The 22,792-nt window shown below is 67.9% G+C and carries 22 protein-coding genes; 8 read left to right on the top strand and 14 right to left on the bottom strand.

Going from position 1 to position 22,792, the window contains the following annotated elements; genetic code table 11:
- Positions 1-309: 309 nt before the first annotated feature.
- The 3 genes from DBR10_RS11300 (at position 310) to DBR10_RS11290 (ending at position 3,640) form a co-directional block, all read left to right on the top strand.
- On the top strand, positions 310-1,413 hold the full coding sequence (locus DBR10_RS11300; RefSeq protein WP_199223660.1) for an HlyD family secretion protein: 1,104 nt from the start codon (positions 310-312) through the stop codon (positions 1,411-1,413).
- Positions 1,414-1,484: 71 nt separating this feature from the next.
- Positions 1,485-3,032, top strand: a complete 1,548-nt coding sequence (locus tag DBR10_RS11295; RefSeq protein ID WP_233243381.1) for a DHA2 family efflux MFS transporter permease subunit — start codon at positions 1,485-1,487, stop codon at positions 3,030-3,032.
- Positions 3,032-3,640: a TetR/AcrR family transcriptional regulator gene (locus DBR10_RS11290; protein WP_108489522.1), complete on the top strand. Its 609-nt coding sequence runs from the start codon at positions 3,032-3,034 to the stop codon at positions 3,638-3,640. The genes DBR10_RS11295 and DBR10_RS11290 overlap by 1 nt, the downstream gene beginning before the upstream one ends.
- Before the next feature lie 38 nt (positions 3,641-3,678).
- Here the strand turns inward: DBR10_RS11290 and DBR10_RS11285 are convergent, their stop codons facing one another.
- From DBR10_RS11285 to DBR10_RS11260, 6 genes are all read right to left on the bottom strand, one after another.
- On the bottom strand, positions 3,679-4,494 hold the full coding sequence (locus tag DBR10_RS11285) for an enoyl-ACP reductase FabI (RefSeq protein WP_108489521.1): 816 nt from the start codon (positions 4,492-4,494) through the stop codon (positions 3,679-3,681).
- Positions 4,495-4,574: 80 nt separating this feature from the next.
- Positions 4,575-5,501 (bottom strand): phytanoyl-CoA dioxygenase family protein, encoded by a 927-nt coding sequence (locus tag DBR10_RS11280; RefSeq protein WP_233243380.1) that lies wholly within the window; start codon positions 5,499-5,501, stop codon positions 4,575-4,577.
- Between the two features lie 41 nt (positions 5,502-5,542).
- Positions 5,543-6,421, bottom strand: a complete 879-nt coding sequence (locus tag DBR10_RS11275; RefSeq protein WP_233243379.1) for a hypothetical protein — start codon at positions 6,419-6,421, stop codon at positions 5,543-5,545.
- 97 nt (positions 6,422-6,518) lie between these two features.
- A complete protein-coding gene (gene fabB, locus DBR10_RS11270) occupies positions 6,519-7,736 on the bottom strand; it encodes a beta-ketoacyl-ACP synthase I (protein ID WP_108506205.1) in 1,218 nt (405 codons plus the stop codon).
- 66 nt (positions 7,737-7,802) lie between these two features.
- Positions 7,803-8,318, bottom strand: a complete 516-nt coding sequence (gene fabA / locus DBR10_RS11265) for a 3-hydroxyacyl-[acyl-carrier-protein] dehydratase FabA (RefSeq protein ID WP_108489767.1) — start codon at positions 8,316-8,318, stop codon at positions 7,803-7,805.
- 94 nt (positions 8,319-8,412) lie between these two features.
- Positions 8,413-8,952 carry an SH3 domain-containing protein gene (locus tag DBR10_RS11260; protein WP_108489768.1) on the bottom strand — a complete coding sequence of 180 codons (540 nt, stop codon included), beginning with the start codon at positions 8,950-8,952 and terminating at the stop codon, positions 8,413-8,415.
- A gap of 73 nt (positions 8,953-9,025) precedes the next feature.
- On the opposite strand from DBR10_RS11260, the gene DBR10_RS11255 reads away from it, so the two are divergent.
- Together DBR10_RS11255 and DBR10_RS11250 are read left to right on the top strand one after the other, a co-directional pair.
- Entirely contained in the window at positions 9,026-10,012 is a 987-nt protein-coding gene (locus DBR10_RS11255) for a 2-hydroxyacid dehydrogenase (RefSeq protein WP_108506204.1), read from the top strand.
- 66 nt (positions 10,013-10,078) lie between these two features.
- Entirely contained in the window at positions 10,079-12,097 is a 2,019-nt protein-coding gene (locus DBR10_RS11250; protein ID WP_108506227.1) for an alpha/beta hydrolase family protein, read from the top strand.
- Here the strand turns inward: DBR10_RS11250 and DBR10_RS11245 are convergent.
- From DBR10_RS11245 to DBR10_RS11235, 3 genes are all read right to left on the bottom strand, one after another.
- Positions 12,087-13,091, bottom strand: coding sequence for an alpha/beta fold hydrolase (locus DBR10_RS11245; protein WP_108506203.1), 1,005 nt, complete (start codon positions 13,089-13,091; stop codon positions 12,087-12,089). The two genes, DBR10_RS11250 and DBR10_RS11245, sit on opposite strands and share 11 nt — an antisense overlap.
- A 102-nt stretch (positions 13,092-13,193) precedes the next feature.
- Positions 13,194-14,705, bottom strand: a complete 1,512-nt coding sequence (locus DBR10_RS11240) for an acetyl-CoA hydrolase/transferase family protein (protein ID WP_108506202.1) — start codon at positions 14,703-14,705, stop codon at positions 13,194-13,196.
- A 70-nt stretch (positions 14,706-14,775) separates the two neighbouring features.
- Complete coding sequence (locus DBR10_RS11235; protein WP_108489685.1) at positions 14,776-15,519, bottom strand: HesA/MoeB/ThiF family protein; 744 nt, start codon at positions 15,517-15,519, stop codon at positions 14,776-14,778.
- A gap of 41 nt (positions 15,520-15,560) precedes the next feature.
- On the opposite strand from DBR10_RS11235, the gene hslV reads away from it, so the two are divergent.
- Both hslV and hslU read left to right on the top strand, forming a co-directional pair.
- Positions 15,561-16,124, top strand: coding sequence for an ATP-dependent protease subunit HslV (gene hslV / locus DBR10_RS11230; protein WP_369831763.1), 564 nt, complete (start codon positions 15,561-15,563; stop codon positions 16,122-16,124).
- Positions 16,125-17,420, top strand: a complete 1,296-nt coding sequence (gene hslU, locus DBR10_RS11225; protein ID WP_108506200.1) for an ATP-dependent protease ATPase subunit HslU — start codon at positions 16,125-16,127, stop codon at positions 17,418-17,420.
- A 131-nt stretch (positions 17,421-17,551) separates the two neighbouring features.
- On the opposite strand, the gene DBR10_RS11220 is transcribed toward hslU, so the two are convergent.
- Both DBR10_RS11220 and DBR10_RS11215 read right to left on the bottom strand, forming a co-directional pair.
- Positions 17,552-18,421: a methylated-DNA--[protein]-cysteine S-methyltransferase gene (locus tag DBR10_RS11220; protein WP_108506226.1), complete on the bottom strand. Its 870-nt coding sequence runs from the start codon at positions 18,419-18,421 to the stop codon at positions 17,552-17,554.
- A gap of 47 nt (positions 18,422-18,468) precedes the next feature.
- Positions 18,469-18,963: a DUF2244 domain-containing protein gene (locus DBR10_RS11215; RefSeq protein ID WP_108490357.1), complete on the bottom strand. Its 495-nt coding sequence runs from the start codon at positions 18,961-18,963 to the stop codon at positions 18,469-18,471.
- A gap of 65 nt (positions 18,964-19,028) precedes the next feature.
- Here DBR10_RS11215 and nth point away from each other — a divergent pair, with 65 nt between their 5' ends.
- The gene (gene nth / locus DBR10_RS11210) at positions 19,029-19,724 is read left to right on the top strand and encodes an endonuclease III (protein WP_108490356.1); all 696 of its coding nucleotides are present in this window, start codon (positions 19,029-19,031) and stop codon (positions 19,722-19,724) included.
- Here the strand turns inward: nth and mtaB are convergent.
- Genes mtaB through dapF form a run of 3 tightly spaced genes read right to left on the bottom strand, consistent with a single transcriptional unit; the run spans position 19,721 to position 22,724 of the window.
- Entirely contained in the window at positions 19,721-21,049 is a 1,329-nt protein-coding gene (mtaB, locus tag DBR10_RS11205; RefSeq protein ID WP_108506199.1) for a tRNA (N(6)-L-threonylcarbamoyladenosine(37)-C(2))-methylthiotransferase MtaB, read from the bottom strand. The two genes, nth and mtaB, sit on opposite strands and share 4 nt — an antisense overlap.
- Positions 21,046-21,957, bottom strand: coding sequence for an SDR family NAD(P)-dependent oxidoreductase (locus DBR10_RS11200; RefSeq protein ID WP_199223658.1), 912 nt, complete (start codon positions 21,955-21,957; stop codon positions 21,046-21,048). Before DBR10_RS11200 ends, mtaB begins: the two co-directional genes overlap by 4 nt.
- A complete protein-coding gene (dapF, locus tag DBR10_RS11195) occupies positions 21,870-22,724 on the bottom strand; it encodes a diaminopimelate epimerase (protein WP_108506197.1) in 855 nt (284 codons plus the stop codon). The genes DBR10_RS11200 and dapF overlap by 88 nt, the downstream gene beginning before the upstream one ends.
- Between the last annotated feature and the right edge of the window lie 68 nt (positions 22,725-22,792).

The raw sequence follows: 22,792 nt of genomic DNA, 5'->3' as shown, positions 1-22,792 counted from the left end.
GGCTTTTAGTCGCAATCCCCCCCGACACAAACAAAATTCGTTAACCCTGTTTCGGGGTGCTCGGGCGGGCATGGTTCCGGTACCTCAGCCGACGGGCTCTTTCGATCGCGCGGAACGATCCGGGTCGCCGGATCGCTTTGAGTCCCGGGTTCAGGCGTGACCGTCCGGCCGAAGGGCCTGGTTGCGGCCCGTTGCGTGTTTACCTTACGGCGTTGATTTTTGGACGAGTGCGTCCATTTAACACTTGCGGCGTCGCCCGGAGCCTTCTATCGGGCGCGTCGATACCGTTCGTTCAGTCAGGGTTGGGTCATGGCCGCGCCAGAAAACAAGAAGCTTGTTCCGATGATCGTCGGCGGCGTCGCCACGGTGGCCATCCTCGTCGGCGGGACCCTGTGGTTCATCGACAAGCAGCGCTACGAGAGCACCGACAACGCCTTCGTCCAGGCCGACACGGTGCAGATCAGCCCGCAGGTATCGGGCAGCATCATCGAGGTTCTGGTCGCCGACAACCAGCGGGTCGAGCCCGGTCAGGTGCTGGCCCGTATCGATCCGGCCACCTTTCAGGCGCGGCTGGACCAGGCCGTGGCCAATGCCCAGGGGCTGGATGCCGCCATCCGGGCCGTAGACGACAAGGTCAGTCTGGAAGAGGCCCTGATCGCCCAGAAGGCGGCCGGCGTATCCAGCGCCCAGGCGGATGCAGGTCGGGCCCGGGCCGATCTCGAACGCTATGATAGTCTGGCCCATCAGGGCTGGGTTTCGCAGCAGAAGGTGCAGACCACCCGGGCCGGCGCGACGCAGTCGGCCGCTGCCGTAGAGAGCGCCCAGGCCGCTCTCGAGGCCGAGCGCCGCGCCGCCCAGTCCCTGGGTTCTGCCAAGGCCCAGACCATCGCCCAGGCCGCGGCCGCCCGCGCGGCGGTCGCCCAGGCCCGGCTTGATCTCGACCGTACCGTCATCCGCGCTCCGGTGGGCGGCGTCGTCGGGGCCCGCGCCGTGCGGCCGGGTCAGCTGGTTCAGCCCGGTGTCTCGCTGATGTCGGTCGTGCCGCTGGGCCAGAGCTATGTGATCGCCAATTTCAAGGAAACCCAGGTGGCCCGTCTGCGCGTGGGCCAGCCGGTCGAGATCAAGGCCGATGCCTTCGGCAAGAAGGCCATTGTCGGCAAGATCGACAGCTTTGCGCCGGCCACCGGTCAGGAGTTCGCCCTGATCCCGGTCGAGAACGCCGTGGGCAACTTCACCAAGATCACCCAGCGCCTCCCGGTGAAGATCGCCGTTGAACGCTCTCCGCTCGGGTCCGCCCTGCGGCCGGGCCTGTCGGTCGAGGTCAAGGTTGATGTCCGCGACCGCTCGGGCCCCTCGTTTGCCGAGGCCGGCCAGGCCGAGCCGCAGGTCGCCCGCCAGGGCGCGGCCCGCTAGGGGGCGCGCCGACCATGGCCGCCGACACCGCTTCCGCCACCGGGCCTGCCGCGCCTCCGCCGGCCAGGGTGATGACCCAATCTGACTGGACCAAGCTCTTCCTGGGCTTCGGGGCCATGGTCATCGGCCAGTTCATGGCCATTCTCGACATCCAGATCGTCGCGGCGTCCCTGCCCCAGATCCAGGCCGGGGTCGGGGCCAGCGCCGACCAGGTCAGCTGGATCCAGACGGCCTATCTGATCCCTGAAGTCGTGATGATCCCGCTGTCGGGCTATCTGTCGCGCCTGTGGGGCACCCAGAGACTCTACCTCGCCTCCTGTACCGGCTTCATCGTCATGAGCGTGCTGACGGGCCTGTCCTCGTCGATCGACATGATGATCCTGACCCGCGCCCTGCAGGGCTTTATCGGCGGGGCGATGATCCCGACCGTGTTTGCGGTGGCCTTCACCGCCTTCCCGCCCGAGCGGCGCGTGACCGCCAGCGTGATCATGGGCCTGATCGTCACCCTGGCCCCGACCGTCGGGCCGACCCTGGGGGGGCACCTGACCGAGTGGCTGTCCTGGCGCTGGCTGTTCTTTATCAATGTGCCCACCGGCCTGATCGTCCTGTTCGGCGTGGCCCGCTGGGGCCAGTTCGACAAGGGTGACCCCAGCCTGGCCAAGGGCTTTGACTGGTTCGGCCTGGCCGTCATGGCGACCTTCCTGATGAGCCTGCAGTTCGTGCTGGAGGAGGGGGCCAAGAACAGCTGGTTCGAGGATGACGTCATCCTGGGTCTGGCGGTGCTGGCGGCGGTCACCGGCGTCGTCTTCGTGTGGCGGTCCCTGAGCTACAGCAATCCGATCGTCGAGCTGCGGGCCTTCACCAACCGCAATTTCTCGATCGGGGTGCTGATGACGGCGGTGTCCGGGGCCAGCCTGTTCGGCGGGACCTTCCTGCTGCCCCAGTTCCTGGGTCGCGTGCGCCACTATTCGGCCTCGGAAGTCGGGACGACCATGGTCATTTCCGGCCTGTCGATGTTCGCCACGGGGCCGATCGCCGGACGCCTGGTGCGCAAGACCGATCCGCGCCTGCCGATGTTCATCGGCTTCCTTCTGGCCGGCTGGGGCATGTACATGGCCCACGGCGTGACCAAGGACTGGGGTTTCTGGGAATTTGCCGGCGTCCAGGCTTGCCGCGGCGTCGGGGTCATGATCGCGATGATCGCCACCCAGCAGATCACGATGAGCACCCTGCCTCCGCACATGGTCAAGAACGCTTCCGGCCTGGTGAACCTTTCACGCAATACCGGCGGTGCCATGGGCCTGGCCCTGCTGGCGACCAGCATCAGCCAGCAGACCGCGCTCTACTACAACGACCTGTCCTCGCGCATCGCCAGCAGCGATGTGGCGGCCCAGGGCATGATGGCCGGCCTGTCCCAGCGCATGACCATGCTGGGCCTGTCCGATCCGGAAGGGGCGAGCCTCAAGGCCTTCTCCGGCATGCTGCAGCAGCAGGCGACGGTGCTGGCGTTCGGCGACAGCTTCACCGTCCTCGCTTTCGGCTGCTTCGCGGCGGCCGGCATCTCGCTGCTGGCCAAGCCCATGAAGAACGCACCGCCCCCCCCGTCGGACGCTCACTGATGCCCAGGGTCCCCGGACAGATCGACGTCGCCAAGACCGAGGCCATCCTCGACGCCGCCATCGAGGTGATCGGCGAGCGGGGCCTGGCCGCGCCGATGGAGGCCATCGCCCGCCGGGCCGGCGTCTCCAAGCAGACGGTCTATAATCACTATGGCTCGAAGGCCGAGCTGGTCAGCGCCCTGATCGAGCGCCGGGTCGACCGCATCACCGCGCCGCTGCGCGATCCCGGGGCCGCCGATAATCCGCAGGAAACCCTTGAGGCATTCGCCCGCTCGATGCTGGAGACGGTCCTCTCGTCGAACGGCTATTCGATCATGCGCGTGATCATTCAGGGGGCCGGCGAGATGCCCGACGTCGCCCATGAGGTCTTTGAGGCCGGCCCGCGCCAGACCCGCGCCCAGCTGGCGGCCTTTCTCGAGACGGAAACCCGGCTCGGGCGGGTCAGGGTCGAAGACTTCGACCAGGCGGCCGAGATCTTTTCCGGCATGGTCATGGGCCAGAGCCAGCTGCGGGCCCTGCTGCGCCTGCCGTCGGACAAGACCCAGGCCCAGTTCGACGCGATGGCTCGCGAGATCGCCTGCCGCTTCCTGCGCGCCTACGCGCCCTGAAGCCAGGGCGCGTAGGCGCGCAGGGTCGTTTTCGCAAACTAGGCCTCGGCCTCGTCGGGCATGCCCATCATGTGGAAGCCGGCGTCGACATGGACGACCTCGCCGGTCGTCGAGCGGCCGAGGTCGGAGACCAGCCACAGGGCGCAGCCGGCCACGCCTTCCATCGAGGTGTCTTCCTTCATGGCGCTGAACGCGCGGCCCTGGGCGATCATGCCCCGGCCACCGGCGATGCCGGCCAGGGCCAGGGTGCGCATGGCTCCGGCCGAGATTGCGTTGCAGCGGATGCCCTTGGGGCCCAGGTCGCGGGCGATATAGCGGGTCGAGGCTTCCAGGGCGGCCTTGGCCACACCCATGGTGTTGTAGTTCGGGATGGTCCGCTCAGAGCCCAGATAGGTCATGGTGACCAGCGAACCGCCGTTGGGCATGAGCTTCGCGGCGCGCTTGGCCACGTCGACGAAGCTGAAGGCCGAGATGTTCATGGCCGTCAGGAAACCCTCGCGGGTCGTGTTGTCGACAAACGAGCCTTTCAGCTCTTCCTTGTTGGCGAAGGCCACCGAGTGGATGACGAAGTCCAGGGTGCCGAACTTGGCCTCGATCGCGGCGAAGGCGGCGTCCATCGAGGCGTCGTCGGTGACGTCGGCGGGGATCAGGGTGTCGACCCCGATGCTCTCGGCCAGCGGCCGCACGCGGCGCTCAAGGGCCTCGCCCTGATAGGTGAAGATCATCTCGGCGCCCTGGGCGGCCAGCTGGCTGGCGATGCCCCAGGCGATGGAGTTGTGATTGGCCACGCCCATGACGAGGCCCTTCTTGCCCCGCATCAGCTCGCCCTTGGGGAATGCGTAATCGTCAGCCATGGGTCGGCGCTCCTGAATCTGTCGGCGCTGGTTAGCAGGCGAGGCGCTTTTGCGAAACCCTCCGGCCACGCCCGTGCTGCTCAGTAGGTCGGGGTATGACGGCTGAGGCGATAGTAGAGGGCCGCCGCAAGCTGCTTGAGGGGCACGGCCACGCGTCGCCCCGCCCGGCGTGGCCAGGTCCAGCCGCCGGTGGCGATATTGGCCGGCAGGCGTCGGGCCTGGCGGTCCGGACGCGACAGCATCGGGGTGAAATAGACGCAGTCGTCGAAATAGTAGTGCAGCACCAGCGAGCGCCGGGTCGACTCCGGATCCAGGATCGGCGAGCCGCCGTGGGCCAGATTGGCGGCCCAGACGGCCACCTGGCCCTTGCGCAGCGTGGCGTGGACCGGGGTGAGGCCTGCTGCGTCCAGCTGGCGCAGGACCGCCGGGCCATAGAGGGTGTTGTAGTTGCCGGGGGTCGTGGTTCCCGGTGCCGCGCCAGCGGCCGCCATGGTCATTTCGGGCAGACGATGGCTGCCGGGATAGTAGGCCAGGGGCCCGGACCCGGGGGTCACGTCTTCAAGGGCCAGCCAGACGCCGCACATGAAGCCCGCCGGCTCGGCGTGAAAATGCAGGGTGTCGGAATGGATGTCCTGCTGGCTGCCGCGCAGGAAGTTCAGGCTCTGAAAGGGGAACGGCTTGCGCCCATAGGCCAGCTCAAGGCGGGACAGGATCTCCGGATGGGTGGCGATCATGCGGATCGCATCGGATCGCCGCCAGGCATCGTGCACCCGGGTCACGCCGTTGCGGAAATAGTGCTCGGTCTGCCGGCTGATTTCGTCGCACAGCTCTGTCAGCGTACTGCCGAGATCCATGATGGCCAGGCCATCGCGGGCCAGATCGCGCGCAAAGGTCTTGTGGGCCTCGTCCGCAGAACTGGCGGCCAGGCGTTCCTCGAGAGCTTCCGACTCGATCCACGGCCTGTCCGGCTGTGCGGAGAAGGCCGGGTCGGCCGACGAAACGCTCACGGGCATAAAATCTTTCGAATTCCGTCTGGACGACGGCGGGATCATTCGAGGATCGGCCAAAGCCAGTCAAGCGCGCGCCACCGCGCCGCAGGCAAATCCAGGTGGTGGTCGCGACCGGCAGCCGGGCCCAACCAGGCGGGATCCAGCAGGCCGTCCCCGCCGAGCCAGGGGCTGAAGTCGTCGCCCCAGCGAAAGCCCTCCACCTCGACTGCGGCCTGCAGTCTTTCATTGAAGGCGGCATGGAGTGCCGTGCGCTGCGCCAGGTTGGGAATGTCGAGACGTCCAAGGCGCGCGGTCAGGTCGCCGGTGTCAGGCGGCCCGTGGACGGCCACCATGTGGGCGTTCAGATAGCCTTCGCGCCACGAGTCATCAGACAGGGCCGGCGGGAACAGCGACAGCACCCGCACCCGCGACCGCTGCGCTGCCGGGACGACCCCGGCCAGGAAGGCGACATAGAGCGCGATGGTTTCGTCGGCGAAGGCGTCGAAAGCCTCCGGCGAGAAACGGTCCTCACCGGCGGCCAATCGTTTGAAAACCTGAACGAATTCGATGTCGACCTGGCCGAATTTCATCAGGATCGGCAGGTCGTCGATGGCGAGGAGTCGCTCAAGTGCGGCGGCGACCTTCGGTCCGGTGCCGGATCGGCCGTCAGCGCGTCCCAGGCCCCGCGCCGAGGCGCTGCTGGCGAGGTGTGCGAGCGGTGCCAGCCAGGTTCCGTGCCGCTGACCACGGCGAATCAGGTGCCGGCCGTGGCTGTCGCCCAATATGCCGTAGGGGCGCGCGCCGAGGCGGCGAAGCCCGGGCAGCCGCCGCTCGAGGGCCGAGTCCGGCTCAAGCCCGGCACGGGCGACGAAGGTCCAGAAGCCGTCCAGGGGCCGGTAGCCCGCCGACAGGGGCGCGCCACCGAGTCCCGCCAGCATCGCCAGTCCGGCTGCGTTCGGGGTTCGCTCCGCCCACGGAAGGCGCGCGCAGGCCTCTGCCAGGGCGAGGCTTCGAGCCGACGGAGGCCGGGGCAGCCTAGTCCGCCTTGCTGAAGATCAGTGTGCCATTGGTGCCGCCGAAGCCGAAGCTGTTCGACATCACCGTGGTCAGGGGCTTGTCCGAGCGCTGCAGCAGGATCGGCAGGTCGGCGAACTCCGGATCGAGGTTCTCGATATTGGCGCTCTGGGCGGCAAAGCCGTTGTCGAGCATCAGGATCGAATAGATGGCCTCCTGGGCACCGGCCGCGCCCAGGCTATGACCGGTAAGCGACTTGGTCGACGAGATCAGCGGAGCCTTGTCGCCGAACACCTCGCGCACCGCGCCCATTTCCTTGCTGTCGCCGACCGGCGTCGAGGTGCCGTGCGGGTTCAGATAGTCGATGGTGCGGTCGCCGGCCTGGGCCATGGCCAGGCGCATGCAGCGGGCCGCGCCCTCGCCTGACGGGGCCACCATGTCGAAGCCGTCGGAATTGGCGGCGTAGCCGACCAGCTCGCCGTAGATCTTCGCGCCGCGGGCCTTGGCGTGTTCGTATTCTTCCAGCACCACGATGCCGGCCCCGCCGGCGATCACGAAGCCGTCGCGATCCTTGTCATAGGCGCGGCTGGCCACGGTGGGGCGGTCGTTGAAGTTGCTGCTCATGGCCCCCATGGCGTCGAACAGGTTTGACAGGGTCCAGTCCAGTTCCTCGCAGCCGCCGGCGAAGACGATGTCCTGCTTGCCCATCTGGATCTGTTCGGCGCCCGCGCCGATGCAGTGGGCGCTGGTCGCGCAGGCCGAGCTGATCGAATAGTTGACGCCGCGGATCTTGAACCAGGTCGACAGCACCGCCGAGGGGCCCGAGCTCATCGCCTTGGGCACCGCGAACGGACCGATACGCTTGGGGCCCTTTTCGCGGGTCGTGGCGGCGGCCTCGACGATCACCCGGGTTGAGGGGCCACCCGACCCGACGATCAAGCCGGTGCGTTCGTTGGAAATCTCAGCCTCGGCCAGACCGGAGTCGGCGATCGCCTGTTCCATGGCGATGTGGGCATAGGCCGTGCCGGGGGCGAGGAAGCGGGCCGCGCGGCGGTCGACCAGGGCCTCCCAGGAGTCAAGCTTGACCGTGGCATGGACCTGGCACCGGAAACCGAGCTCGGCATAGTCCGGCGCGGCCACCACGCCCGACCGGGCGTTCTGCAGCGAATCCAGCACTTCGCTGGCGGTGTTGCCGATGGACGAGACAATGCCCAGTCCGGTTACGACGACGCGACGCATGAAACTTCCTCTTCTCTCCCCCGGATCCGGCGGGATCGACTCTGACCGGTCGATCCTACAGCCGGATCACGACGCCATCTGCTCGGCGGTAAACAGGCCGACCTTGAGATCCTTGGCCTCGTAGATGACCTTGCCGTCGGCCTCCAGCACGCCGTCGGCGATGCCCATGACCAGCTTGCGCATGATCACGCGCTTCAGGTCGATCTTGTAAACGACCTTCTTGACGTCCTGGGTGACCTGGCCGGTGAACTTGACCTCGCCAACGCCCAGGGCGCGGCCGCGACCGGGGGCCCCCGACCAGCCGAGGAAGAAGCCGACCAGCTGCCACATGGCGTCGAGGCCCAGGCAGCCGGGCATGACCGGGTCGCCGATGAAGTGGCAGCCGAAGAACCAGAGGTCGGGATTGATGTCGAATTCGGCCTCGACATAGCCCTTGCCGTACTTGCCGCCTTCGGCCTCGATCCGGACGATGCGATCAAACATCAGCATCGGCGGAACGGGCAGCTGGGCGTTGCCGGGACCGAACATCTCGCCCCGCCCGCAGGCCAGGAGCTCATCGAAGGTGTAGGAGCTTTGTTGCATGCGCACGCCCTAGCACGACGGAGGGGCGGGCCTCAATGTTACTTTCGGTAACAGTTGTGACCGGCGACCCGTTCCGTCCCGGTCGTCCGCCGTCTCACGACTTGCATTGCAGGGCCGGTGCGGCCCCCCAGATCTCGCTTTCCCGGGCCCAGCCCCGGGATCCTTCGGCCTTCAGGCGGCACCAGCCCTTTTCACACTTGTCGAGATTGGCCGTCGAGCGGCCCCGCAGCCAGGCGCTGATCCGGGCTCCGTCGCGCGGGCTGGCCAGCAGGGCGAGCGGGGCGGGCTGTATGCGCATGACGGTGCGCCGCCCGTCGGTGACGCGCTTGTGCACCCAGGACAGACCGCCCTCCGGATCACAGATCCGCCGCCATTCGCGGGTTTCGGCGACGACCTGCACGGGCAGGCCCTTGGCGCGATACACCCAGAGCAGGCGGTGGGCCTCGTCCGGACCGTTTCGGGCATTGATCCTGTCGTACTTCAGCGAGACATAGCGCGGCACCTCGAGGCCCGACGGCGTGACACGCGGCGCATCCGCCGCCCGGGCCGTCGTCGGCAGGGCCACTGTGGCAAGAGTGCCGACCGTCAGCGCGATCACGAGTTCAAGCGAACGATGTTTGCAATTCGACGGCATCTTGCTTGGCCCCAACGGGCCCCTTTGCTACAGCTTTTCAAACGCCCGTCAGAGAGAGCTTTTCAAACCGCCCATGGCAGCCCGCAAGCTCAAAGTCGTCGTCACCCGCAAACTCCCCGATCCGGTGGAGACGCGAATGTGCGAACTGTTCGATACCGAACTCAACCTCACCGACAAACCGTTGACGGCGGATGAACTGGTGGACGCCATGAGCCGGGCCGATGTGCTCGTGCCGACGATCACCGACCGGATCGACTCGCGTCTTCTGTCGCGATCCGGCGACCGGCTCAAGCTCATCGCCAATTTCGGGGCCGGCGTCGACAATATCGACGTGGCGACGGCCAATGCCCGGGGCATTATCGTCACCAATACGCCGGGCGTGCTCACCGAGGACACCGCCGACCTGACCATGACCCTGATCATGGCCACCTCGCGCCGCGTGGTCGAAGGCGCAGAAGTGGTCAAGTCCGGCGGCTTCCACGGCTGGTCGCCGACCTGGATGCTGGGTCGCCGTCTGTGGGGCAAGCGGCTGGGCATCATCGGCATGGGCCGCATCGGCCAGGCCGTGGCCCGCCGCGCCAAGGCCTTCGGCATGCAGGTGCACTATCACAACCGCAAGCCGGTCAGCCCGCGCATCGCCGAGGAACTGGGCTGCACCTACTGGGAAAGCCTCGACCAGATGCTGGCCCGGATGGACTTTGTCTCGGTCAACTGCCCGCACACCCCGGCCACCTATCACCTGCTGTCGGCCCGCCGGCTGAAGCTGCTGCGGCCGCAGTCGATCATCGTCAACACCGCCCGCGGCGAGGTGATCGACGAGGGGGCCCTGGCCAACATGCTGGCCCGTGGCGACCTGGCCGGCGCCGGCCTGGACGTTTACGAGCACGAACCGGCGATCAATCCCAAGCTCCTGAAGCTGCCCAATGTCGTGCTGCTGCCCCATATGGGCTCGGCCACGGTCGAGGGCCGCATCGACATGGGCGAGAAGGTCATCGTCAATGTGAAGACCTTCATGGACGGCCACCGACCGCCGGACCGCGTCATCCCTTCAATGCTCTAAACCCCGACCTTGACCGACGCGCGGCGAGACGATCTTGTCGCGTGAGTTGTGTTTCGGGGGCTGCTCATGATTTCGCGTCGTCAGGCCATCGCGGGGGCGGTGGTCGCCCCTGCCATGTTCGGGGGCATCGCGGTCGCTCAGCCGGTTCCTCAGGGCCCCGTTCCGCCGACCATTGAGGAATTCCTCAAGCCTGAAATGGATCGTGACGCGGCCCTGTCGCCCGACGGCAAGCGGATAGCGATTCTCACCTCGAAGACGGTTGGCGAGAAAACCACGGCCACCGTGACCCTGCTGAATGCAGATGCTCCCGACACCGGGCGGTTGACCCTGCCGCTCGGCGAGATGGAGGTGCTCGGCGTCTACTGGGCCAATGAGACGCGACTTCTGATCAAGTTTCGGATGTACGCACAGGTAGAGCAGGCCCAGACCGGGGCCAGGGTGAAGCGGCAAAGCCTGGCACAAAAGGGTCTGCCGGTTCATCGTCTTGTGGCTATTGATGCCGACGGCCAGAACAGCAAGATCCTGTTTGACGATGGCACCGCCAAGCTTCGCGAACTGTTCGACCTGGCCAATGTGGTCGATATGCTGAGGGACGATCCTCGCAGCATTCTTATGCAGGCCTGGAATGCCGATTTTGGAGCCTGGTGGCTTTACAAGGTCGATGTCTATTCGGGCAAACCGCAGGTCGTAGAGCGCGGAGAACTCAAAACCTGGACGTGGCAGACCCAGAATGGCGTTCCCGTCCTGCGCTATGACGGGAACGAACGCGGCACGGTGATGTCGATTTTTGTCCGCCCTCCGGGAGCCAAGAACTGGACCTTTTATCGGACGGTGCGACGGGGCGACTGGGCCAAGCTGGACTTCAATGTGGTGGGCCCGACCAAGGAGCCAGGCGTGATGCTGGCCGCCTCGCGCGCCGACGAAAAGGACACCCTCGTCCTGCGCAAATTCGACCTGGCCACCATGGCCCTGGGGGAGATTGTCTCTGCGCCCGCCGGAAAGGATGTCGATGTCGCGTTGTTTACGCCGGGTGGCGATCTTCTAGCCGCAGGCTATGTCGATGACCGGCGAGCCTACCAGTTCATCGACCCGGCTTTTGGGGCCCACTTCAGGGCGCTCAACAAGTATCTTGGAAATGAAAACAACATCTTCTTCTTTGATGTCAGCGGGGACGGGACCCGGTTCCTGGCAAGGGTAACGGGCCCTCGGGAACCTGGTTCTCACTACTTCTATGACCGCACGGCCAAGCGCTTCGACGCCCTCGGGCAGAGCAAACCCTGGTTGACCCAGGAGCGTCTGGCCAGGATCGAGACCCTGCCTGTGAAAACCCGCGACGGCGCGGCAATCACCGCCTACCTCACCGTGCCCCTTGCGACGGGGCCCCGCCCTCTGGTCGTCATGCCGCATGGCGGGCCTGAGGTCCGCGACAGCGTCGACTACGACGCCTTCGCCCAGGTCCTTGCCGCCCAGGGCTGGTTGGTGTTGCAGCCCAATTTCCGGGGCTCTGGCGGATACGGGAAGGCGTTTGCCGACGCCGGTCGCAAGCATTGGGGGGATCGCATGCAGGAGGACGTCGAGGACGCTGTCGCCCAGGTCGTTGCGACGGGTCGTGTCGAGTCCGGCAAGATTGCCATCTGCGGCTACAGTTACGGTGCCTATGCAGCCCTGATGGGCGCTGTGCGCAAACCCGATCTCTACAAGGCTGTCGTCGCCATCGCCGGCGACAGCGACCTGCACGAGACTATAGCGTTCGCCAAGGCGGAGGAAGGGGTCGATTCCCCGGCCTATCTGTACTGGCTGGACACTATCGGCGACCCGGCGACGGACGGTGAAATGATGCGCGCCGCTTCGCCCGCCCTGCATGCTGACAGAGTCAAAGCCCCGGTTCTACTCATGCACGGGACTGACGACCAGATCGTCTCGCCCAAGCAGTCGCGCATCATGGCCCAGGCCCTGAAAGCCGCAGGCAAACCCGTCGAACACATTGAAATCAAGGGCCGTGGACACCGTGATCTGGAAGAAGACGACTGGAAGCTCGTCTACACCAAGACCGTCGCCCACATCGCCAGGGCCTTCAGCGCATAGCCGCGGCGGGCGCGGCCGTCGCCGTCGTCGCCGGGAGCGGATAGACCTTGCTGTCCAGCCAGGCCTTGAGGTCTGCGGCCGAGCGCTGGGGGATCTGCTCCATCGGGGCGTGGCCGACCTTCGGATAGAGGATCAGGGTCGCGCCCGGAATGGCGGCGGCGAACTTCTTGCCGTCGCCGGCCGGGATCACGCGGTCTTCCTCACCGAACATCACCAGGGTCGGGATGCGGATCGCTGCCAGGCGTGCGGCGGAGGCGGGGTCTCCGGGGCCGGTCTGCAGGCCCAGCAGGATGTCGCGATGGCCTGGAGCCCGGGCCAGTTCGGTATAGCGGTCGATCAGGGCCGGAGTGACCAGGGCCGGATCCAGATAGCCGTCCTCGAGGCCCTGTTTGACCAGCGGCCGGGTCTCGATGTTCTTCAGCAGGGCCCGGCCGACGGGGTTCTTCAGGATCCTGAAGATCAGCAGCCCGCCCTTGCCGGTCCGGGGCCAGCCGGCGGCATCGACCAGGACAAGCCCGTCGAGACGGTCGGGATGTTTCAGGGCGTAGCGCCAGGCCACGCCGCCGCCCATCGAATTACCGCCCAGCGTAAAGCGCGTAACGCCCAGCCGGCGGGTGACGGTATCGACCACGGTCTCGAAGCCGCCGGGTGCCACGAGGTAGCCGGGCGGTGCGCGGGTCAGGCCGTGGCCAGGCAGGTCGAGGGTAATGATCCGGTAGTGGGGCTCCAGGGCCTTCACCCAGGGCTCCCAGGCGTGGAGCGAGGCCGAGAAGCCGTGGACCAGCACGAGGGTCGGTCCGCTGCGCAGGCCCTGGTCGCGATAGTGCACCCGCACGCCGTCGGGCAGGTCCATGTACTTCGAAGCCGGGCTGGCATAGCGCGGCTGGAGTTCCTCGTAGGGAATGTCGGGCCGCTGCAGCAGGATCCAGACGATCCCCAGGATGGCCGCGACTACGGCCAGACCCGTCAACGGGTGGCTCTTCCTGCGCCGCATGTACGCTCCCTCACCGGTATGTCTTGTTGACGGTGAGATGACGGGTCCGGACCCCCGAGGTCAAGCCACTGCAAGGCTTTGCGACCGTCATTCCGGGTCCTGTCAGGCCCGCATGTCGCCGGTGTCCATGAAGCGCTGGTGCCAGGACAGGGCCTCGCCGGGCAGGCTGGGGGCGTGCTGGCCATAGGCCCCCTCCCGGGCCCGCCGGTAATAGTCGCGCAGGGCCGGGCGATAGTCCGGGTGCGAACAGTTTTCGATGATCAGGGCGGCCCGCTGCTTGGGCGACAGGCCGCGCAGGTCGGCCAGGCCCTGTTCGGTGACCAGTACCTGCACGTCCTGGCTGATGTGATCCACATGCGAGACCTGCGGCACGATCGTCGAGATCCTGCCGCTCCGGGCCGTCGACGGACACATGAACACCGAGATGTAGGCATTGCGGGCAAAGTCGCCGGAGCCGCCGATGCCGTTCTGGATCCGCGAGCCCATCACATGGGTCGAGTTGACGGCGCCATAGATGTCGGCCTCGATCAGGCCGTTCATGGCGATGCAGCCCAGCCGCCGGATCAGTTCGGGGTGATTGCTGATCTCCTGTGGCCGCAGGATCATCCGTCGGCGATAGCGCGCCATGTCGGCTTCGAGACGCGCCGCCCCTTCGGGGCTCAGGGAGAAGGCCGTGGCCGAGGCCATGCGCATCTTGCCGGACTCCAGCAGGTCCAGCATGCCGTCCTGGATGACCTCGGTGAAGCCGGTCAGGTTCTCGAACGGGCTGTCCAGCAGCCCGCCCAGCACCGCATTGGCGATATTGCCGACTCCGGACTGCAGGGGCAGCAGTTCAGGGGTCAGGCGGCCCTTGCGGACCTCATGGCCCAGGAAGTCGATCAGGTGCCCGGCGATGGCGCGGTGCACATCGGCGGGCGGGTCGAACGGCAGGTTGCGGTCCGGGGCGGTGGTCTCGACCACGGCCACCACCTTGGCCGGATCGCAGCGGAAACTGTCCTGGCCGATGCGGTCGTCGGGCCGGAGCAGAGGGATCGGCACCCGGTGCGGCGGCAGGGCGGTGCCGTAATAGATGTCGTGCATGCCCTCCAGCAGCGGATTCTGGGCGCTGTTGACCTCGAGGATCACCTGGCTGGCCCGGTCCAGCCAGGTCTTGTTGTTGCCGACCGATGAGGACGGGATAAGGCTGCCGTCGGCCCGGATGCCCGAGACCTCGATCACGGCCGTATCGAGCGGGCCCAGAAAGCCTTCCCAGACCATCGGGGCCACCTGGCTCAGATGCAGGTCGGCATAGTCCATCTTGCCGCGGTTGATGCGGTCGCGGGCCTCGGGATCGGAATTGTAGGGCAGGCGCATCTCCACCCCGTCACTGCGGGCCAGGGCCCCGTCCAGTTCCGGCCCGGTCGAGGCCCCGGTCCAGACCCGCAGCCGGAAGGGGTTGCCGGCGGCGTGCTCGGCCTCGATCCGCGCGGCCAGGGCCAGCGGCACCGCCTTGGGATAGCCCGAGCCGGTAAAGCCGCTCATGCCCACCGTCGTGCCGGCATGGATCAGAGCCGCTGCGGCGTCGGCGCTCATGAGCTTGCGGCGCAGGGTCTCGCAGGCGATCCGCGTGGTCATGGCTGTCTCCGGGTGTGTGCGCCAGCCATAGCCCGGACCGACCCGGAATTCGCCTCCGTAGTCGCCGCAATCAGGACGTCCGTTGACAGGCCGGGCACGCGGGATCGGACCCGATCCGCACCGTGCGGGTCTCGGCCGCGAGGGCGTCATAGATCAGCAGCCGGCCGCTCAGGGCCTGTCCGGCCCCGGTCAGGAGCTTGACCGCCTCCAGGGCCATCATCGACCCGATGGTCCCGGCCAGGGCCCCGACCACCCCGACCAGGGCGCAGGTCTCGGCGTCCGGCGGCACCTCGGGCACCAGGCAGCGATAACAGGGCCGGCCCTGGAACACCCCGACCTGCCCGGTCCAGCGGCCGAGGGCCCCGCTGACCAGGGTTTTGCCGTGCCGGACGCAGGCGTCGCTGACGGCAAAGCGGGTGGCAAAGTCGTCGGTGCCGTCGAGGATCAGGTCATACTGGCCGACCAGGGCGTCGGCATTGTCGCCGTTCAGCCAGACCGGATGGGGCTCCACCGCGACGTGGGGATTGAGGGCCGTCAGCCGCTCGGCGGCGACCTCGACCTTCAGACGTCCGACATCGCCGGTCTGGTACAGGACCTGGCGCTGCAGGTTGGACAGCGAGACGGTGTCGGCATCGGCCAGGCCCAGGGTTCCGATCCCGGCGGCGGCCAGATAGAGGGCGGCCGGCGCGCCCAGGCCGCCCATGCCGACCAGCAGCACGCGGGCCGCCTTCAGCCTCTGCTGGCCCGGTCCGCCGACCTCGCGCAGCACCAGATGGCGGGCATAGCGTTCAACCTCGCCGTCTGAAAAACTCATCGCGCTTGATCTCCGGGCCCGGCCTCGCCACATGCGAGGTCATGCAAAACTCCAATTCCTTCCCCGACTGGCACGGCACGACCATTCTGGCGGTGCGCAAGAACGGACAGACCGTGATCGCCGGTGACGGACAGGTCTCCATGGGCCCAACCGTCGTCAAGGGCAACGCCCGCAAGGTGCGCCGGCTGGCCGGCGGCAAGGTGGTGGCCGGCTTCGCCGGGGCCACGGCCGACGCCTTCACCCTGATCGAGCGGCTCGAGGCCAAGCTGGAACAGTATCCAGACCAGTTGGCGAGGGCCTGCGTGGACCTGGCCAAGGACTGGCGTACCGACCGCTATCTGCGCCGGCTGGAGGCCATGCTGCTCGTGGCCGATGCCACGGCCGTCTACACGGTCACCGGCGTGGGCGATGTGCTGGAGCCCGGCGAAAGCGCCGGCGGCGGCTCGGTCGCCGCCATCGGATCGGGCGGCAACTATGCGCTCGCCGCCGCCAAGGCCCTGATCGACCTTGATCTCTCGGCCGAGGAGATCGCTCGCAAGGCCATGGCCATCGCCGCCGAGATCTGCGTCTACACCAACGGCAACCTGACGGTTGAAAGCCTGTAAATGACCGAGTTTTCCCCCCGCGAGATCGTTTCCGAGCTCGACCGCTTCATCGTCGGTCACAACGAGGCCAAGAAGGCCGTCGCCGTGGCCCTGCGCAACCGATGGCGCCGGCGCCGCGCGCCGGCCGACCTGCAGGACGAGCTGACGCCGAAGAACATCCTGCTGATCGGCCCGACCGGGGTCGGCAAGACCGAGATCGCCCGCCGCCTTGCCCGCCTGGCCCAGGCCCCGTTCCTGAAGGTCGAGGCCACCAAGTTCACCGAGGTCGGCTATGTCGGCCGCGACGTCGACCAGATCGTCCGGGATCTGATGGAAAACGCCCTAGCCATGGTCCGTGACCGGCGCCGGGCCGGCGTCAAGGCGCGGGCCGAGGGCGCGGCCGAGGAGCGGATCCTCGACGCCCTGACCGGACCCGGCTCGACCGCCGCCCGCGAGAGCTTCCGCAAGAAGCTGCGGGCCGGCGAGCTGGACGACAAGGAGGTCGAGCTGCAGCTGGCCGAGACGGGTGGCGGCGGCATGTTCGAGATCCCCGGCCAGCCGGGGGCCTCCGTCCTCAACCTGTCGGAGATGATGAAGTCGTTCGGCGGCGGTCGCACCAAGACCCACAAGACCACTGTGGCCGGGGCCTGGGCCCCGCTGATCGCCGAAGAGAGCGACAAGCTGCTCGACCAGGAGGCCCTGACCCAGGAGGCCCTGGAACTGGCCGAGAACCACGGCATCGTCTTCCTGGACGAGATCGACAAGGTCGCCTCGTCCAGCCAGCGCAGCGGCGCCGACGTTTCGCGCGAGGGCGTCCAGCGCGACCTGCTGCCGCTGATCGAGGGCACGACCGTCTCGACCAAGTACGGCCCGGTCAAGACCGACCACATCCTGTTCATCGCCTCGGGAGCCTTCCACGTCGCCAAGCCCTCGGACCTGTTGCCCGAACTGCAGGGGCGGCTGCCGATCCGGGTCGAGCTGAAAGGCCTGACCCGCGACGACCTGCGGCGGATCCTCACCGAGCCGGAGGCCAACCTGATCCGCCAGCATCAGGCGCTGCTGGCCACCGAGGGCCTGACGGTGATCTTCACGGAAGACGCCGTCGACGCCCTTGCTGACGCGGCCGTGGCCGTGAACGCCTCAGTCGAGAACATCGGGGCCCGCCGGCTGCAGACCATCCTGGAAAAGGTGGTCGAGGAGATCAGCTTCACGGCCGCCGACCGCTCCGGCGAGACGGTGACGATCGACGCCGCCTATGTCGCCGACAAGGTCGGGGCCCTGGCGGCCAATGCCGATCTGAGCCGGTTTATTCTGTAGAGTCTGACACTTGCCCCCTACGGGCTGCTGCGCAGCCGTCTTCCCCCGGAGGGGGAAGAGGAGGTTCGCGCGCCTGTCTTCCCCCTTCGGGGGAAGACGATCGCGAAGCGATCAGTAGGGGGCAAGTTCCCTTATCCCGCCGCCGCAACCGCCTCTATGCCCAGCATGGCCGCCTTGCGGGCCAGGCCCCAGTGATAGCCGGTCAGCCGGCCGTCCTTGGCGATGGCCCGGTGGCAGGGGATGAGCAGCGAGATCGGATTGGCCCCGATCGCGCCGCCGGTGGCCTGGTAGGCGCGGGGCTTGCCCGCCCAGGCGGCGATCTGGCCGTAGGTCGAGGTCGCTCCGGCGGGGATGCGCAGCAGGGCCTTCCAGACCTGGATGTGAAACGGCGAGCCGATCAGGACCAGCGGCATGGGCCCATGGCCGCCGGCAAAGGCCTGGACGGCGGCGGCCGCTGCGACGGCGTCGTCGCGGACCCAGTCGGCCGCGGGAAAGCGCCGGTGCATGTCGGCATGGGTGGCCTCATCATCGCCGTCCGAAAAGGCCAGACCGGCCAGGCCGCGCTCGGCCATCACGAACAGGCCCCGGCCGAACGGGGTGGGGGCCCAGCCATGGCGGAGGGTCATGCCCTCGCCGCGACGGCGGACCTCGCCCGGGGTGACCGCTTCCTGGGCGATGAACAGGTCATGCAGGCGCGAGGGGCCCGACAGGCCGGCGTCATAGGCCGCGTCGAGCACGCTGGCCCCGGCCTCCAGCGAGCGCCGCGCCTCGGCATGGGCGATGGCCGAGACAAAGGTCTTGGGGCTGACCCCGGCCCAGCGGGTGAAGATCCGCTGGAAATGGAACGGCGACAGGCCGACCGCCTCGGCGGCCTCGTCCAGCGAGGGCCGCTCCTGCCAGCGCTCCGCCAGCCAGTCGAGGGCCACCGCCATGCGGTGATAGTCGGCCGAGCGTTCGGTCAGCCGGGCGAAGTCCTGGGAGGGGTGAAGGTCGAGGGCCATGCGCAAACCCTAGCGCCGGGGCTGAAGGCTGTCCGCCCGGTTCTTGCTCAGGCGCTGACGCCGGCGTGCGGATAGCGCTCGGACCGGGCATCGCGGATCGCCTGGCGCAGGGCATCTCCGAATTCGACCCGCTCGGGCGGGCTGAGCGCTCGGCCCAGGGTCAGGCGGCGGCGATAGATGCGGATCCGCACCCGCGCTTCGTGCTCGCCGGGCTGGTCGACATCGACGCCTGTAAAGGCGGTGGGCGAGGTCCAGATCACCCGCGCGCCCCGCTCGTCCTCGCGACTGACCGTCACGGCCTCGGCGGTGACCCGCACCCGCTCCCGGCGCTCGGCGGCGCGGAAGCTGGTCCGCAGGGCCCACCAGATGGCCAGGACGTCGAGACCCAGGAACGGCAGGACCGGCGGCGCGCCCAGCACCAGCAGGAAGACGGCGATCAGCAGGTTGAAGGCGATCACCACGCCCAGAACGATGCGCAGGCCCTGCCGGCTCAGCGAGCGGTTGGGGGTGATCACGGCATCCATGTAAAGGGGCGCGGCCATGGCGATCATTTAGGCACGCCTGCACGGCTTGGCGAGGGGGGCGCATCACGCCATGGTCGCGGCCCATGGCTCCGCTGAAGAAACCCGTCCGCAAACGCCCTGCCGTCAAACGGATCTCGCCCGCCGAACGCACGCGCGTGGCCGTGCTGTTTGACCGCTTCGAGAGCCTCGACCTGCATCCCAAGACCGAGCTGCACTATTCCAACCCCTATACCCTGGTGACCGCCGTGGCCCTGTCGGCCCAGGCCACCGACGTGCAGGTCAACAAGGCCACCGGGCCGCTGTTCGCCGTGGCTGACAGTGCGGAGAAGATGCTCGAGCTGGGCGAGGCGGAACTGACCCGCTACATCGCCTCGATCGGCCTGTTCCGCAGCAAGGCCAGGAACGTGATGGCGGCGGCCAGGATCCTGGTCGAGCAGCATGGCGGCGAGGTGCCGCTGAACCGCGCCGATCTGGAAAACCTGCCGGGGGTGGGCCGCAAGACTGCCAGCGTGGTGCTCAATGAGCTGGACATCGAACCGGCGATCGCCGTCGACACCCATGTGTTCCGGGTCGCCCACCGCCTGAAACTGTCAGCCGGCAAGGTGCCCGATCGGGTCGAGGAGGACCTGATGCGGATCGTCCCTGGCCCCTACCAGACCCGGGCCCATCACTGGATGATCCTGCACGGCCGTTATGTCTGCCTGGCCCGCCGGCCCAAATGCGAGATCTGCAAGATCGCCGATCTCTGCCCCTCGCGGGAGCTGTTTGTCGGGGGCTAGGCGACCTGCTCGGCGAGCACCCGCGACCCGTCATGGCCGGTGACGCGGAAGGCGACGATCTGGCCCTGCGGGGCCTCGCCCGCAAAGGCGATCTCGGTGAAGTCCTCGCCCCGGGCGATGCCGTCGCGCTCGACCAGGCCTGACAGCACGCGGCCGACCTGGCGCTGCAGGTGACGTTCAAGACCGGCCTGACCGGCTTCGCGCAGACGGCGGGCGCGGTCCTTGATCACCGGGCCCTTGACCGGCGGCATCCGCGCGGCCGGCGTGCCGGGGCGGGCGCTGTAGGGGAAGACGTGCAGGAAGGCGAGCCCCGCCTCCTCGACCAGCTTCAGGGTGTTTTCGAACGCCTCTTCGGTCTCGGTCGGGAAGCCGGCGATCAGGTCGGCGCCGAAGGCGGTGTCGGGGCGCACCCGGCGCACCTCGGCCACCAGCTTCAGGGCGTCCTCGCGGCTGTGGCGGCGCTTCATCCGCTTGAGGATCATGTTGTCGCCGGCCTGCAGCGACAGGTGCAGATAGGGCATCAGCCGCGGCTCGGTCTCGAGCAGCCTGAACAGGTCGGGATCGATCTCGGCCGCGTCGATCGACGACAGGCGCAGGCGCGGCAGGTCGGGGACCAGCTTGAGGATCCGGCCGACCAGCTGGCCAAGGGTCGGCTGGCCCGGCAGGTCGGTGCCCCACGAGGTGACATCGACCCCGGTCAGCACCACCTCGTTATAGCCCTCGGTCGCCAGCCGGCGGATCTGTTCGACCACCTCACCGGCCGGAGCCGAGCGGGAATTGCCGCGTCCGAACGGGATGATGCAGAAGGTGCAGCGGTGGTCGCAGCCGTTCTGGACCTCGACATAGGCCCGGGCGCGGTCCTTGAGGCCGGCGATCAGGTGACCGGCGGTCTCCCTGATCGACATGATGTCATTGACCCGTACGCGGGTGGAGGTGTCGAGCAACGCGCCGGGCGCGGCCTTCTCGGCATTGCCCAAAACGAGGTCGACTTCGGGCATGGCGGCGAAGGCAGCCGGATCGATCTGGGCGGCGCAGCCGGTGACGATCAGCCGGGCGTCGGGCCGCTCGCGACGGGCCTTGCGGATCGCCTGCCGGGCCTGACGCACGGCCTCGTTGGTGACGGCGCAGGTGTTGAAGACCACCGCGTCCGACAGGCCATCGGCCGAGGCGCGGGCGCGGATGGCCTCGGACTCATAGGCGTTCAGCCGGCAGCCGAAGGTGACGACGTCAACGCCGTCGGGGCCGGACATCGTGGTCGCCGGTCCACCTTCCTCACCGACGGCGGGAGCCTTGGGCCTGGAGGCGATGACGGTATAGGTCGTCACGGCCTGTCCACGAACGCCGCGAAGGCGTCCTTCCAGTCGGGGTGCCAGCGCGACAGGGCCGGGCGGTTTTCGATGATGTCGCCCATGGCCCAGGCCATGCGCTTCTCGTCGACGGCGCGGGTAACGTCGTTGTCGGGGCACAGGATGTAGAAGTCGCCGGCCTCGATGCGGGCCAGCATGAAGTGCACGACCTGCTCGGGCGTCCAGGCCGCGTCGGGCTTGCCGCCCGGACCGCGCTTGGTCATGCCGGTGAAGGTGTAGCCCGGGATCAGCAGGTGGGCGGTGACCTGGCAGTCTTCGGTCTGGCGCAGGGTGTGGGCCAGGCCTTCGGTCAGGGCCTTCACCGCCGACTTTGACACGTTGTAGGCCGTGTCGCCGGGCGGCTGGGTGATGCCCTGCTTGGAGCCGGTATTGATGATCAGGCCGGGACGACCCGACAGGGCCATCTCTTCGCCGAACACCTGCACGCCGTTGATCACGCCCCACAGATTGACGTCGAGGATGCGGCTCCAGGCGTCGTCGCCGGCAAAGGCGTCGCCGCCACCGCCGACCCCGGCATTGTTCATCAGCACGTCGACCGCGCCGAACTTTTCGATCGCGACAGCCTTCAGGGCCTCGACGGCCGCACGGTCGGCGACGTCGGTGGGCACGGCGAGGGCGCCGATGGCCTCGGCCTCCTGCTTCAGCTTGCGGCCGGTGACGTCGGCCATCACCACGTTCAGGCCCAGCGCGCGGAAGATCTTGGCGGCGGCCAGGCCGATGCCGTCGGCGGCACCGGTGATGACGGCGGTCTTGCCGGCTTCAAGCGCGGGGTGAAGGCTCATGCTGCGGTCCTTTCCGGCAGCTTGCCGGCATAGTCCATGGTGATGGGGCCGGTCATGATCACGTGGCCGTCGGCCTCGCGCCATTCGATGACCAGCGACCCGCTCTCGAATTCGACGGTGGCGACACGATCAGTCAGGCCCCGGCGCACGGCGGCCACCTGGGCGGCGCAGGCCCCGGTACCGCAGGCGAGCGTCAGGCCCGCGCCGCGTTCCCAGACCTTCAGCTGGATGTGATCGCGGGCGGCGATGTGCGCAAACCCGACATTGACGCCTTCCGGAAACAGCGGGTGATGCTCGACCAGCGAGCCGGTGCCGGTGGCGAAGGCGTCGGTGACCGGCGCCTCGACGAAGAACACCACATGCGGATTGCCCATCGAGACGCAGACCGGCGTATGGACCAGCGGCGCGTCGATCGGACCGACCTGCAACTCGACCCGCTCGGTGTTCATCTCTTCGGACAGGGGGATCTGGGTCCAGTCGAGGCCCGGCGGGCCCATGTCGACCGTCACCCGCCTGTCGCCGGCCATCTGGCCCGACAGACGGCCGCCGTCGGTGTCGAAGGCCACGCTGTCCTTGCCGGCGGACTGCATCAGCAGCCAGGCCACGCAGCGCGTGCCGTTGCCGCAGGCCCCGACGGCGTCGCCATCGGAATTCCAGAACCGCACATAGGCCGACGCGCCTTCGCTGCGCGGCGGATCGATGGCGATCACCTGGTCGCAGCCGATGCCACCGTCACCGCGTTTGGCGATGGCGCGGATTTCCTCCGGCGTGGGCTCGAAGGACTGGCTGGCGGTCTCGATCACGACGAAGTCGTTGCCGAGGCCGTTCATCTTGAGAAAGGTGCGGCTCATGGTGGGGGCTATATAGGGGAAAAGTCGCGGCGGCGTCAGGGGATGCTGCGCTTGGCTCTGTCCTCGGG

The organism is Caulobacter sp. HMWF025 (genome assembly GCF_003060965.1).
Taxonomy (GTDB): Bacteria; Pseudomonadota; Alphaproteobacteria; order Caulobacterales; family Caulobacteraceae; genus Caulobacter.
Note: the sequence above shows the minus strand (reverse complement) of the source record. Positions and strands in the feature narration are given on the sequence as shown.